This window comes from Natronosalvus amylolyticus (genome assembly GCF_024298845.1).
Lineage (GTDB): Archaea > Halobacteriota > Halobacteria > Halobacteriales > Natrialbaceae > Natronosalvus > Natronosalvus amylolyticus.
The window spans coordinates 2,900,853-2,914,687 of sequence record NZ_CP101156.1 but is presented as its reverse complement, the minus strand read 5'-3'; the positions used below and the strand labels follow the sequence as shown (position 1 = coordinate 2,914,687).

13 protein-coding genes are annotated in these 13,835 nt (G+C 63.6%); 5 read left to right on the top strand and 8 right to left on the bottom strand.

Going from position 1 to position 13,835, the window contains the following annotated elements; translation table 11 throughout:
• The first annotated feature begins 69 nt into the window (after positions 1 to 69).
• From NLK60_RS13630 to ygfZ, 3 genes are all read left to right on the top strand, one after another.
• Positions 70 to 1,230 (top strand): acyl-CoA dehydrogenase family protein, encoded by a 1,161-nt coding sequence (locus NLK60_RS13630; protein ID WP_254808319.1) that lies wholly within the window; start codon positions 70 to 72, stop codon positions 1,228 to 1,230.
• A gap of 48 nt (positions 1,231 to 1,278) precedes the next feature.
• On the top strand, positions 1,279 to 1,554 hold the full coding sequence (locus NLK60_RS13625; protein WP_254808318.1) for a DUF8011 family protein: 276 nt from the start codon (positions 1,279 to 1,281) through the stop codon (positions 1,552 to 1,554).
• 165 nt (positions 1,555 to 1,719) lie between these two features.
• Positions 1,720 to 2,820, top strand: coding sequence for a CAF17-like 4Fe-4S cluster assembly/insertion protein YgfZ (gene ygfZ / locus NLK60_RS13620; RefSeq protein WP_254808317.1), 1,101 nt, complete (start codon positions 1,720 to 1,722; stop codon positions 2,818 to 2,820).
• 10 nt (positions 2,821 to 2,830) lie between these two features.
• Here ygfZ and NLK60_RS13615 read toward each other — a convergent pair whose 3' ends face one another.
• Entirely contained in the window at positions 2,831 to 3,940 is a 1,110-nt protein-coding gene (locus tag NLK60_RS13615; protein WP_254808316.1) for a geranylgeranyl reductase family protein, read from the bottom strand.
• Positions 3,941 to 4,084: 144 nt separating this feature from the next.
• Between NLK60_RS13615 and NLK60_RS13610 the strand changes: the two genes are divergently transcribed.
• Positions 4,085 to 5,461 carry a cryptochrome/photolyase family protein gene (locus NLK60_RS13610; RefSeq protein ID WP_254808315.1) on the top strand — a complete coding sequence of 459 codons (1,377 nt, stop codon included), beginning with the start codon at positions 4,085 to 4,087 and terminating at the stop codon, positions 5,459 to 5,461.
• 78 nt (positions 5,462 to 5,539) lie between these two features.
• Here NLK60_RS13610 and NLK60_RS13605 read toward each other — a convergent pair whose 3' ends face one another.
• The 7 genes from NLK60_RS13605 to NLK60_RS13575 form a co-directional block, all read right to left on the bottom strand.
• Positions 5,540 to 6,115, bottom strand: a complete 576-nt coding sequence (locus NLK60_RS13605; protein WP_254808314.1) for a GTP-dependent dephospho-CoA kinase family protein — start codon at positions 6,113 to 6,115, stop codon at positions 5,540 to 5,542.
• A gap of 62 nt (positions 6,116 to 6,177) precedes the next feature.
• Positions 6,178 to 6,375: a transcription elongation factor subunit Spt4 gene (spt4, locus tag NLK60_RS13600; protein ID WP_254808313.1), complete on the bottom strand. Its 198-nt coding sequence runs from the start codon at positions 6,373 to 6,375 to the stop codon at positions 6,178 to 6,180.
• 2 nt (positions 6,376 to 6,377) lie between these two features.
• Positions 6,378 to 6,950, bottom strand: a complete 573-nt coding sequence (locus NLK60_RS13595; RefSeq protein ID WP_254808312.1) for a DNA-directed RNA polymerase — start codon at positions 6,948 to 6,950, stop codon at positions 6,378 to 6,380.
• Positions 6,951 to 7,376: a type II toxin-antitoxin system VapC family toxin gene (locus tag NLK60_RS13590; protein ID WP_254808311.1), complete on the bottom strand. Its 426-nt coding sequence runs from the start codon at positions 7,374 to 7,376 to the stop codon at positions 6,951 to 6,953. It abuts the gene before it with no gap.
• A gap of 2 nt (positions 7,377 to 7,378) precedes the next feature.
• A complete protein-coding gene (locus tag NLK60_RS13585; protein ID WP_254808310.1) occupies positions 7,379 to 8,611 on the bottom strand; it encodes a translation initiation factor IF-2 subunit gamma in 1,233 nt (410 codons plus the stop codon).
• Positions 8,612 to 8,944: 333 nt separating this feature from the next.
• Positions 8,945 to 10,642, bottom strand: a complete 1,698-nt coding sequence (locus tag NLK60_RS13580; protein WP_254808309.1) for a COG1470 family protein — start codon at positions 10,640 to 10,642, stop codon at positions 8,945 to 8,947.
• A gap of 142 nt (positions 10,643 to 10,784) precedes the next feature.
• A complete protein-coding gene (locus NLK60_RS13575) occupies positions 10,785 to 12,401 on the bottom strand; it encodes a PEGA domain-containing protein (protein ID WP_254808308.1) in 1,617 nt (538 codons plus the stop codon).
• 267 nt (positions 12,402 to 12,668) lie between these two features.
• On the opposite strand from NLK60_RS13575, the gene NLK60_RS13570 reads away from it, so the two are divergent.
• Positions 12,669 to 13,766: a DUF5787 family protein gene (locus tag NLK60_RS13570; RefSeq protein WP_254808307.1), complete on the top strand. Its 1,098-nt coding sequence runs from the start codon at positions 12,669 to 12,671 to the stop codon at positions 13,764 to 13,766.
• Positions 13,767 to 13,835 lie beyond the last annotated feature (69 nt).

Below are 13,835 nucleotides of genomic sequence, written 5' to 3'. Positions count from 1 at the left end.
GAACCCGCGGATGGCAAATATTGCACCCAGATAGGAGGGCTTTTTACATCGTCACACGGAGACGCAACTATGCTCGATTACGTCGACCTCGAGGCAGACCTCGACGAGGAAGAACGCCTGATTCGGGACACGGCACGCCAGTTCGTCGACGAACAGGTGCGCCCCGACATCGGCGACCACTTCGAAGCCGGTACGTTCCCGACCGAACTCATTCCCGAGATGGGCGAAATGGGCTTTTTCGCGCCCAACCTCGAGGGGTACGGCTCGCCGAACGTTTCCGAGACCGCCTACGGTCTGTTGATGCAGGAACTCGAGGCGTGTGACTCGGGGCTGCGCTCGATGGCCTCGGTTCAGGGCGCACTCGTGATGTACCCGATTCACGCCTTCGGGAGCGAGGCACAGAAAGAGGAGTGGCTTCCGCGACTGGGGGCCGGTGAAGCTGTGGGTTGCTTCGGTCTCACCGAGCCAGAACACGGTTCGAACCCCTCGGGGATGCAGACTCACGCCGAAAAAGACGCCGACGGCTACGTGCTCAACGGCTCGAAAACCTGGATCACCAACTCCCCGATTTCGGACGTCGCCGTCGTCTGGGCCAAAGACCGCTCGAACGAGGACACCGTGCGGGGCTTTCTGGTCGAAACCGACCGCGATGGCGTGACGACGAACAAGATCACCGAAAAACTCTCGCTTCGTGCCTCGATCACGGGCGAAATCGGCCTGAACGACGTCCGAATTCCCGAGGAGAACGTGTTGCCCGGCGTCCAGGGCATGAAAGGCCCGCTGTCGTGTCTCACGCAGGCGCGCTACGGCATCGCCTGGGGCGCTATCGGTGCCGCTCGAGACTGTTTCGAGACCGCCCGCGAGTACGCCCTCGAGCGCGACCAGTTCGGCGGTCCCATCGCTCGCTTCCAGATTCAACAGGAGAAACTGGCGGAGATGGCGACCCAGATCACGCTCGCACAGTTGCTTGCCTACCGGCTGGCCGACCTCAAAGAGCGTGGCGACCTGCGTCCACAGCACGTCTCGATGGCCAAACGCAACAACGTCCGCATGGCACGCGATCAGGCGCGCGTCGCCCGCGAAATGCTCGGCGGCAACGGCATCACTACCGACTACTCCCCGATGCGGCACATGGCCAACCTCGAGACCGTCTACACCTACGAGGGGACCCACGACATTCACACGCTCGTGCTCGGCCAGGACCTGACCGGGATCGCCGCGTTCGAGTGAGCGGGTAACGATTATTAGCCGCTCGGGCGAATCTCCTCGAGACGACCCGTGAGCCAGACACCGAAAGAACGACTGTTCAGAGAACCCGACGGCACGCGCACTGGTCTGCTGTGGCTCGGCTTTGCCGTCGCATTTTACGCTATCCACCTGTATTACAGCGTGCTCAAAGAAACCGATTCCGTCATCGGACTCGTCCTCGGAACGGTGTTCGTCATCACCGCGATTCCGGAGGTACTCCCGAGCGACCGCCAGCGACTGGCCGGCTTTCTGCGAATCGCGAGTATCGTCGTTGCGGTGGGTGCACTGGTGTTCCTGATTACCTGAGTACCCTCCCAAACGTCGACCCCTGCGTGAAACCATCAGTTTCACGTATCCGTGCAGGGTTGGGAAGCCACTGAGTGATGGAGTGCTGCGCGAGGCCGTTCACGCCGTGTCGAAATCCCAGCCGACACCGAAACGACCGTAGGGCCTCGAGCCCTCTCTCGAGGTATGCAGACGAGCGTCATCGAGTCGATTCACGACGAGCACGGCGCGACCTTCGGCGAGCGCGACGGCCGACGCGTCGTCGACCACTACGGTCGCCCCGAACGCGCCCACCGCGCGGTGAGAAACGGCGTCGGCCTCATCGAGTACGCCTACGGCGTGATCGTCGTCGAAGGCGACGACCGCCTCGAGTACGTCGACAACGTCGTTTCGAACCGGGTTCCAGACGCCGACGGCGAGGGCTGTTATGCCCTGTTGCTCGACCCACAAGGTCGCATCGAGAGCGACCTCTACGTGTACAACGCTGGGGAACGGCTCCTGTTGTTCACGCCACCGTCTCACGCCGACACCATCGCGGCCGACTGGGCTGAGAAAGTATTCATTCAGGACGTCGAGATTCGCGACGCGACCGACGAGTTCGCCGTCTTCGGCATCCACGGTCCGATGGCGACCGAAAAGATCGCGAGCGTCCTCACCGGCCCAAGCACGCCAGACGAACGGTTCACCTTCGTCCGCGGCTCAATGGGCGACGCCGGCGTCTCCGTCGTTCGCACCGACGGCCTCGCCGGCGAGGAGAGCTACGAGGTTATCTGTCGCGCCGACGACGCCGCCCACGTCCACGACACGCTCTCTACCCAGGGCCTCAACGCGGCCCCATTCGGCTACCGAACCTGGGATTCGCTGACCCTCGAGGCAGGCTCCCCCCTGTTTCAGCCGGACCTCGAGGGGACGATCCCGAACGTGCTTGGACTCCGACTCGCGCTGGACTTCGAGAAGGGCTGTTACGTGGGCCAGGAGGTCGTCTCGCGAGTCGAAAACCGAGGCCAACCGAGTCGGCGACTCGTCGGGCTGGAACTCGAGGGCGAGGCACTCCCCGACCACGGCGCGACCGTTTTCGACGGCGACGCTACCGTCGGCGAGGTATCGCGAGCCGGCGTGAGTCCGTTACTCGAGACGACTCTCGCCCTGGCGTTCGTCGAATACGACCTCGCAACTGAGAACCTCACGGTGCGCGTCGACGGCGAAGACGTTCCCGCTCGTCGAGCCGATCTGCCGTTCGTCGACGGCTCCGAGGAGTCGGCGCGCGTGCCAGCCTACGAGTCATAGGTCTTTTCACTCAGAGCCGACTCGAGAGCATCGCCCGGACCTGCTCGAGCGACAGCGCCGACGTCGGCCGGTCCATGTGGACCCCGATTTCGCCGGACGTGGCGGCGAGGCCGACCCGTTTCACCGGCTCTGGCAGCGAGTACGCCCGGCGAAGCCAGTGGCCCAGTCGAATATCTCGCTCGAGGTCCTCGCGCCAGGCGCGTTCGTAGGCCTCGAGCGTGGCCGGACGGTCGGGGTCGATCTGGGCGATAGCGTGGTCAGCACAGGTCATCCCGTAGAGGATGCCGCCGCCGGTGAAGGGCTTGGTCTGGGCGGCCGCGTCGCCGACGAGAAAACCGCGACGGCTCGTGACCCGCTCGGGCGGGCCGATGGGAATGACGCCCGAACAGCGGTGCGATACCTCCACGTCGTAGCCGTCGATCAGGTCGTCGAAGTGAGCACCGACCTGTTCGCCCGGCGGGGCGGCAAGCCCGTACTCGACGCCGGCCTCGCCGCGAGGGATTCGCCAGGCGAAGAACGTCGGGGCAGTCAGATGAACGTCGACGAAATCGCCGTCGTCGACCTCGTCAGAGAACGCCAGCACCCCGTGTAACAACTCGTCGGGTTCCGGTATCGAGAGCGTCTCGCGGACCCGTGATCGCGGGCCGTCACAGCCGGCCACCAGTTTGGTCTCGAACGTCTCGGTGCCATCGGGTCCGTTCGCCGTCACGACCACGCGGTCGTGGCGTTCTCGAACGTCCGTCACGGTGTGGCGTTCTCGTACGTCCGCGCCCGCCTCGCGTGCGAGGTCGGCGAGATGGCGATCCAGCCCCACCCGGTCGATCACGTTCGAGACGACCGATTCCTTGTAAAACGCGTGGGAATCGGTACCGACTCGCGTCTCGTAGTCGTGTGGCCCGCGAACGTGAAACCGTGCGCCATACACTTCGTTCTGTAACAGTTCGTCTCGAGCACCCGCACCCGTAAACGACCAGATGTCCGTACTGACGTGCCCCGAACACGCCAGTGGCTCACCGATCCGGCCGCCCTCGAGTGCGAGGACGTCGTAGCCAGCCTCGGCGCTCTGCCGGGCGACACGAGCACCGGCCGGACCGACGCCGACGACGACGAAATCGTACATACTGGATGACGTTTTTACCCGCGGACAAATAGCTTGCTCGGCTTCCGGTAGTTCGTCGTACCGGAGCAAGGATCGGGCCGATGCCGACGGAAAGCCAAACTGGTAGGGCCACATCCCCTTGTGACTCGCCGGCTGACTCCCGATATGGAACTGTGCTGGCACCGCCGAGATTTGCGGACCGTCGACGCGAGCGTACTGGCCGGGGCCACGACCGACGGATCCGTCATTCCGGTCTACGTCGTCGATCCAGCCGTCGAACCCGAACTGGGCACCCGGCAGCGCGCCTTCGTCGGCCACACGCTCCAGGCACTCAGAGACCGGTATCGAGCCCTCGGCAGCGACTTGCTCGTTCGCCACGGCCCCGCCGCCGACGTGCTCGAGGAACTGGTTACGACCCACGACGCCGAAACGGTCCACTACGCTGGGGCCTACTCGCCCGCCAGACGCGACCAACAGCGGCGAGTCGACGAACGCCTCGAGACGACCCGCTACGTCGACACCGTCCTCGTCGACCCAACGGTCCTCGAAGCGAAGTACCCTAGCTACAGCCAGTTCTATCGCGACTGGCAACGCGTCGAGAAGCCGGAGCCACGAACCGAACCGGACGCCACGTCGTTGGCCGCTCTCGAGGACGAAACCCCGATTCCGTTCCTCGATCACGACGTTTCTATCCATCTCCCAGACGCGGGACAGGTGGCTGCCCGCGACCGACTGGATGCCTTTTGTGCGAACGGGATTCGAACCTATGCGGCGACCAGAGACGACCTCTCAAACGCAGTCGAACAGCCGACGCAGGCAGTCTCACGGCTCTCGCCCGCTCTCGCGGTCGGCGCACTCGGCATCCGAACGGTCTGGCGACGGGTTGTCCGATTGTACGCCGAAACCGACGGCGACATCCGGCGAAACGTCGAGAAATTCGGCTCCGAACTGGCCTGGCGCGAGTGGGCTTACCACCAGCTACAGTACCATCCGGACCTGGCGACGACGAACTACAAATCCCTCCCCGGTGAGATCGAGTGGCGAAACGACGAAGACGACCTCGAGGCCTGGAAACGGGGCGAAACCGGCTATCCACTGGTCGACGCTGGCATGCGTCAGCTCGAAGCCGAAGGCTACGTCCACAATCGGCCGCGACAGGTCGTCGCGAGCTTTCTGACGAAACACCTGCTCGTCGATTGGCGTCTCGGCGAGCGTCACTTCCGCGAACAGCTCCTCGATTACGACCCTGCGACGAATCCGTCGAGCTGGCAGTGGATCGCCTCGACCGGGACGGATTCGGTCGACGTCAGGATCTTCGATCCGGTCAGTCAGCTCGCAAAGTACGACCCCGAGGGCGTGTTCGTTCGCAATTACGTCCCCGAACTGGCCGAGGTTCCCGCCGACAAACTGGTCGACTGGCCGACGCTCTCGAGTGACGTTCGAAACGAACTCGCACCAGCGTATCCGGCCCCGATAGTCGACCGCGGCGATGCCTACGCTCGCGCACAACGCGTCTTCGAGCGAGCACTCGGCAAACGATGACACCCTCTGGCCATTCGCCGAGCGCTGAAACCACATGGGCACTCTGCAAACGCTGACAGACTCTCCGCGGCAACGCCGTCAACAGTCGCTCGAGCCCACGATCTCGAGAAGACTCTCGTCACCGTCGAATCGCTCGAGGAGGTCGCGGGCCCTGGCTCGAGTCGATTCGTCGACGACGACGTGGACCATCCCCTCGTCGGGTTGGCCGTAGACGATACTCGACCCCTCCGGCGCGGCGAGCAATGCGGGCAGGACGGCGAGGTCCTCTTCCCCTTCGACGAATATCGTGGTTGGCTCGGGACGCTCGAGTGCACTCGCCAGGGCGGTGAGCAACGATTCGGTGAGCACGGCAGGTGGATTCGTGACAGTCACGGTCTGTCCCGTCTCGACATCCCGAACGACGCGGTCGATTTCCGCGTCGACGGCCTCGCGTTTGGTCTGTCCGTCGACCAGCGCGACGTCTGGTTGTCGGTCGGCCTGGAGGAAGTGGTAGGTGACGACGTCACCGACCGCGATGAGCGGACCCTCGACGGTCTCGAGCAGCCGCTCAGCATCGGTTTCGATCGGGCCCATCGGCTCTTTGAGTTCGTGGCGAAGCGTTGCTGGTAAAGAAAGCTGTGACTCCGGGTCAGTCGGGTCGTCCGTCTCCGTCATCGGATCACCATTCGTTGTCTGCTGGGCCGGTTCGGCCGCACGAACGAACGCTCGAGTGTCGGTTACCTGACTTTGAGGGCATACGAACCCGGTTGAGTAACCTGCATCTCGCTGGCAATCTCGCTCTCTTCGGGGTGGGCGATGACCACGTAGCCCGCCCAATCTTCGGTCAGCGAGGACGACGCACACTGGTTACACGTCGTCTCGTCGGCCGGGTTGATGGCGTGACACTCTCGACAGGCCAGTCGGTTCGACGCCACGGTTATTCACCTACCGGCACGTCTTCGCGTTTCTCGAGTTCGTCGGTGAGCCAGCCGTGTTTGCCCAGGCCGGGCTGTTTGGCCGTCAGACCGATCTTCGAGTCACGCGGGTTGCGTTCGTCGATGCTCTTCGTGACGATTCGGGCTCGAACGGCGTCGTCGACGCCGAGCGCGCGATCGGACTCGCTCGAAGCCAGTCGCTGATTCTCCCGGTCGAACGAGAGGTACTCGTCCGAAATCTGTGAGACGTGGAGCAGTCCGTCGACGGGACCGATCCCGACGAAGGCACCGAACTCGACGACCTCGACGACCGTCCCGTCGACGACCTCCTGCATCTGGGGATCGAACGTGACCGCGTCGAACTCGGCCTCGTAGTAGACTCCCGGTCGGTTCGGGAGGACGGTCCCTTCACCGATGTCGTGAACGTCGGTAACCGAGACGACGCTTCCGACCTCTTCATCCATCCGACCCTCGAGTTTGTCCTGCAACAGTCGCTTCACGAGGGCCGGCGAGACGTCGCCGAGCTCCTCGGGGGGCACTTCCACCGTATCCTTTAGTTTGACCCGTTTGTACATCTATGGTTGCGTGATTGCCAATTTGTTTCTCCCGCGTAATGCAAGTACCGGTATGTCCTGTTCGAGGACCCGGTCGCGTAGCGCGAGGTCGTTCGTGACGACGTAGTCGACCATGCCCTCACGGGCGAGTTCGACCAGGGCGTCGTCTGCGTACGATGCTTCCGTATCGACCACGAGACAGCGTTCGGTTGCCAGGTCGTGTCCGACGTTCGCCGCGGTGCCTTCCGCACCGCCGCGTTCAGACAGGCGCCTGAGTTCCTCGAGTACCGGCTGTGGGACGGTCGGTTCCAGTTGTGCGTCACCGTCCGCCTCGTTCGGTTTCGACGAGACACCACCGAGCAAGCGGTCGAGTTCGTCGAACAGTCGCACGTCGAGTTCGACCGGCATCATCAGCGCGCTCGTATCGAGTGCAACCGTCGTGGTCATCGTTATCCCTGCAACGTGCCGAGGCCGATGAGCCGCCAGCGGGCACCGATACGCCGGTTGATGGCGATTTTGGCACCAGGTTCGGCACAGACTGGTCGCTGCAGCGAAACCTCACATTCGCCCTCTCGAGCGCTGGTCACCGCGCCGACAGTCGTCGACGTGCCGACGGTCATCATCAGGGGTTCGCCCGTCGAAATCTCGTCGATGGTCTCGCCGGCCTCCGCACCGACGACGCGCTCGAGCAAGTCGACGCTCATGGTGAACTGGTCCCACGTGGGTGGGAGCGATCCCGGCGGTCCGGCTACCCGGCCCGCGAGGGCGTCACCTTTCGTGAGCGATGGGTCGAGAGCGGTCCCGACACCGAGCAATCCACCCGGTGTCGCCGTGTCGACCGACTGACCCGCCGCCTGCAACGAGCGAACCGTCGTCTCGATCGGAACGTACGTCGACTGGCCGCCCTCTTCGACCTGTCGGCCAGGGCGGATCTCGATCTCGTCGCCGACCTCGAGTTCGCCGGCCACGAGGCTGCCACCGAGGACGCCACCCATGAGGTTCTCGTGGGTAGTTCCCGGCTTGTTGATGTCGAAACTCCGGGCGACGTGCATCCGAGGGTTGGTCTCCGGATCGCGCTGTGGCGTCGGAATCTCTTGCTCGATTGCGCCGATCAGGTAGTCGATGTTGACCTCCTGACCCGCGGAGATTGGAACGACAGGCGCGTCTTCGGCGACGGTTCCCTCGACGAACTCCTGAATCTGCTGGTAGTTGTCTCGAGCGGTCTCGGCATCGACCAGATCGATTTTGTTCTGGGCGATGACGATGTTCTCGATCCCGATGATGTCGAGCGCCATCAGGTGTTCTTCAGTCTGGGGCTGTGGGACGGGTTCGGACGCTGAAACGACCAGCACCGCCCCGTCCATCAGCGAGGCTCCAGAGAGCATCGTCGCCATCAGGGTTTCGTGCCCTGGGGCGTCGACGAACGACACGGTCCGCACGGGCTCGCTTGCCGAGCCGTCCGGACACTCCTCCTCAACGGTGAAACATTCGGGTTCGTCCACGTCGGGACAGCGACGGAACGTCGCGTCCGCATAGCCCAGCCTGATCGAGATGCCGCGTTTCATCTCCTCAGAGTGCTGGTCGGTCCACGAGCCACTCAGCGCCTGTACCAGGGTCGTTTTCCCGTGGTCGACGTGGCCGACGAGTCCGATGTTCACCTCCGGTTGTTCATTTTCTGCCATAAGACGGATAGTAATTGTACTAGGGATTCCGCTCTGCGATTGATAAACCTACTGTTCTGGCCGCGCCAAATCCGCCACAGTGCGGGCGAGTCCGCAGAAAGCGACCGCGACGGTGCTCCCGAGGGAATACACTCGAGCGGTACATCGACGGTACGCTCGCAGAGGCTCACGGTACGCTCGCAGAAACACAGGGCCCAGGTGGATCTGGTGGTCCGTCAACGATTGAGACGGTCGATTGTAACTAGTGGTGATCCTTATACCGAGGTGGGCAGCCACCAGCTATACCCGGTGGACAGTCCCCGGGAAGAGACGACAACCGGCCGTATGAAGAGCTTAGCTACGGGGGCGTACTCGCCCAAGGAGAGCGGCCACAAGCACAGCCAGCGCGACCATCGCCGTCACGGTGCCGAAGCCTTGAACGGCGTCGACGATCGAAGAACCGTCCGTGTCGCCCGTTTCGAACTCGTTCGAGTCGACTCCATCGTCGGTTTCGTTGGCCCCCTCACCGACGCCCGCCCCTGATTCCGTCGGGTCACTCGCTGCCTCGAGTTCCACAGTCAGCCCCGTATCCAGTGTCGAAGCATCGCCCGAACCACCCCGAATTTCCAGCTCGTAATCGCCGGCCTCGAGCGTCTCCGGAACCGATCCAGAAAGCTCGAGCGTGAGCCGTTCGCCCGCCTCGAGCGAGACCGTTCGTGAATCGATGACCGTCTCGCCGATGACCAGAGAGATGGTGTCCTCGATCGCCCGCGGGTCGTCGTTTTCGATCACTGCCGTCACCGTCAGCGACTCCCCGGCGACGGCGGTGTCGGGCACCGATCGGTCGATCACCTCGAGCGTGCCCTCTCCCGAAAGCACGATCCGCTGTGTCGCAGTATGGGTCTCCCCATCGACGTCGGCGTGGAGCGTGACCGCGGGCGACCAGTCCCCGTCGTCGGGCAGTTCGAGGGTGGTCGTTGGGCCCGTCGCGTCGATCTCGCCGTTGCCGGTGTAGTCCCAGGCAAACGTCACTGCGGCCGGGTCGTCCGCAGGATACCACGTCCGATCGAGCGCCTCGACCACCGCGGGCGTCCGGGCATCGAGCGTGATCTCGTCGCCGGGTTCGGGCTCGAGGGGGCTGTACGTAAACGCGGGCAACACTGCCCCACCTTCGAGCAGTCGGTCGCGCTGGCTCTCGAGTTGGCCGTTGAACTCCGCCCTGAGGGTAGCGTACGATTCGCCCGTTTCCGCCTCGAGTGCGTCGACGTCGCCCTCGAGATACATGGCGTCGAACGCCGAGCGGCCGTGGTTCGCGAGAACGTACTCGACGAACAGCGCCCGTTCGGCGTACTCGGTACTGCTCACGGGATACGGCGTCAACTCGATGGCGTCGGCATCGAATCTGGCGTTTCGCTCCAAGGCATCGGGGGACGCGTCGAGGTACTTCGCAGTACCCTCGATGAACGCCCCTTCTGCCGGTTCGGGTGGCGAAAGATAGCTCAGTGGCGACCAGTGTTCGCGCAACTGAATCGTGTGGACGAGTTCGTGGTGGAGCACCGACCGCTGGTCGGTCGTGAGCCACACGCGATTGAGCGGGTCGACACAGCCGACCGCGTCACACGGCTGGTCATCCCGCGGCCCGACGATGATCCGCGTTCGCTCTGCCGGCAACTCGAGGCCGAATTTCTGGTGGAGGACGACGTAGTGGTCGTCGGCGACGGCTGCAATCGATTCGGCCGCCTGCTCGTAGTCTTCGTGATAGGTGATCGTGAAGTACGTCGTCTCGATGGTGCCGTCGTCGGCGGGGTCACCGTCGTCTGGATCGGTTGCCTCGTCGTGGACCATCCTCACGAGCGGTTGACTGGAGCCGGTATCCGTCTCGAGCGCGGTGTTCGAGTCGGTTGTCGCGAGGGCGGCATCAGATTCTTGATCGGACCACACGTCCATCGGCGCCGCCGGTGTCGCCCCAGCGGTTCCCAGGAACAAACCAGCACCAAAGAGGGCGACGACCACCACGGCCACCCACAGGACCACTCCCCCGAGTCGAGTCATTCGTCCTGATACTCAGGGCTCACTACCAAAACCGTTTGTCTCGGTTCACCGCTCGAGAATCGTCACTCCCACGCAAGAGTAGTCAATCATACTTGAAAGGAGTCAATCATACTCGAGGGTAATCAATCATACTCGAGAATCGTCACTCCCGATTCAGCAGTTTTCGATGGGCAATCATCCCCGTCACCAGCGCCAGTATGAGTCCCAACCGCGGGGTCACGAGTGCACTGCCGCCGGTTGCGATGTCACCCCTGACGGCGCTTTCTGCGGGGTCGTTCCCTTCGCTGTCGGTCGAATCTCCGAACTCGTTCGCCTCGTCTGGCGGTTCATCGTCCGCCCCGTCAGTCTTCGTCTCCTCCGTACCGCTTTCGTCTCCGCCAGTGTCACCGTCGACCCCATCGCTTTCACCGCTACTCGTGTCGTCTGTCGACCCATCAGCCGTCGACTCGAGCGTGAGCGTCACCGTATCTGTCGTCGTCTTTTCGCCGGCGGTTGCCGTCACCTCGAACGTGACCGTCGCTGGCACGGCTCGCTCCGGAACAGAAAAGGCAGGAGCCACGGTCGTCTCGTCTTCGAGGTCGACCGGCGGCCCCTCGAGTTGGGTCCACGAAACAGCGACGTCCTCGTCGTCCGCGGGCGGGTCGCTCGAGACCGTCGTACCGAGGACGAGTCGGTCGCCGGGATCGACCGTAACGCTCCGGTCGTCACCCGCATCAACTGACAGCGAGTCGGGGCTCGTGGAGCCGTCGTCCCCTTCGTCTTCCTCGTCGTCTCCACCTCGTTCGTCTCCGTCATCGTCCTCTTCATCCCGGCTCGATTCGAACACGATCTGCCCGAGCTCGTCGTCGGCCTCGAGTGAGAGCCGATACTCGAGGGTCTCACCGCCCTCGCCCTCGATTTCGGGTGTGAACGTGACCGTCGTGTGCTCGCCGCCCGAGAGCGTCACCGACTGCCGGTCGGTTTCGGTTCCCTCGAGCGTCAGCGAAAGCGTCTCGGTGCGTTCGGCCGGCCCGACGTTTTCGATCGTGGTCTCGATATCGACCGACGTCGTGGACGCGTCGACAAATCGCGGGGCGTCGACGGCGGCGATCTCGAGTGGCTGGTCGCTGGCTTCGAGGGAGAACACGAGTTCGTCGCCCGCGCCAACGTCAGTTTCCCGGACCGTTTCGTAGCCGGGTTTCTCGAGCGTCACGGTCACCGATTCGTCAACGGAGAGGTCGTCTTCCCAGGGCGTTTCGCCGACCTCCCGGTCGTCGACGAGGACGGTCGCGCCGCGAGGGTCGGAGTCGACCGAGAGCGTCCCTCGCTCGGGTTCGTCGTCACCATCCTCGAAATCGGCTCGAATCGTCTCCGGCGCGGTGACGTCAGTGTACGTCTTCGACTCGCCGGAGTCGAGTTCGACACGGATATCCACCGGGTCGTCGTACTCGCCATCGTCACGCCAGGGTGTCTCGCCGACGAACTCGCCGTCGACGTACACGGACGCACCCTCGGGGCGAGAGCGGACGTCGATTTCCTTGTCCTCGTCGAACCCGGACCGATACTGAGCGACTATCCCCTCGAGAGAGGCGGCCGAGTCCGCATCCGCTCGAGTATCCAACGCCGCCCACGAACCGATCTGTGCGACCGAGTGTGTCGTCGAGACGTCGTCGGCCTCGAGTGTGACCGCGCCTGCACCACCCACCAGGAGACTCAGTACGACCACGAGACAGACGACGCTGGCGATTCCCCGACGCCCCCATCGGTTCCCCCGACACATTGGTTGTCACAACATCAGCCCCGATACAGATACATTTTATGGATTAGTTGCTAAATTGTACGCAAATACGTTTGCTCGTAACCCACCGACAACTGCACGCAAAATGCGCCACATGGGCTCGACATGGGCGATTCCGACTCGATTCGATCGACGGCAACTGACCGGTCCAGGGGCCGGTCCGGACCCGTCATCGAGCCACATCGAAGACGTTCCGAAGCGGGTGCATGCTCGGAAAACCATTTACTCACCCGCCCCTACGTGCCGGATGTGAGCGAGTTTGCGTTCGAACTCGAGTTGTGTGCCGCTCTCGAGAACGAGCGAGACGGCATCGTCGCCCGACAGCTCGGCGCGAGCGTCGCCAGCGGGGGCGGGCGTATCCTCGATATCGTCCACATCGAACCCGGCCCGGCGTTCGACCGTCGGGCCGAGATTTCGCCGTCTGCGATTCCGGCGGCCGCTATCGAATCGGACGTGGGGACCGGTCGCGCTCGCTACTGGAAATCCTGTTTCGACTGCCATCCCGAACGCGCCAGACGGGCGGTCGAGCGCGCCCTCGAGATCGGTTTTTTCGAACGCGAACGACGGGGCGGTCGCGACTACGTCCGGCAGACGACGCGCTACCCCGAGTGGGCCGGGCGCGTACTGGCCATCGAGAACAAACCCGACCTCGCCAGTCCCGGCGACCTCGAACACCAGTTACGGCTGGACGTGAGCCTCGGCCTCGTCGACGAAGTCGTGCTGGCGACCGAGAGCTACGTTACTCGAGCACACCTCAACCGACTCCCCGATCCCGTCGGTGTCTGGCGGATCCATAGCGAATCGATCGACCTCGAACGCTCGAGCCGCGGAGAAAACACTTCAAAGGGTGGAGTTAATAGTAGTGAAAGTGGACCGAATGGCACTGATAAAAGAGTAAGCGGTATTGAAAGTGTAGCACGTAGGGCGCTCGAGATCGAGGTGATTCGCGAGCCGACGCCCCTCCCTGCCGACGGCCCCGGCGTCGAACCGGTCGCGTATCACCCTGGGCGGACCGATATCGCCGTCCTCTCAGGCGAAGAAAAAGCCCGCGTTCGCCGACGACTCCTCGAGCGAGCCTACGGAAAGGGGTGGCGAACGTACGGGTTCCCGGCGTGTGGACGCGCCAGCACTGCGAGTCTTGACGGCGCAACGGTGCCCTACTGTCCGTGGCTCGGTCGGATCGTCGACGCCGAAAGCGACTGTGGTCCGACCTGTGCTGGCTTCGAAGCACTCGAAGGCGACGGCGCCGAGATCGATCTCGAGGCCGAACGCGAGAACCGAACGGCATGGGTTCGCGATCCCCGGGGAACGAAACGACGGCAGAGTGGCCTGGACCGGTTTGGGTAACCAAAGCGGAACCACCGTGTGACGCCGACGTCCCCCGATTGAATCGGACGATATAAACGCCACGACGAA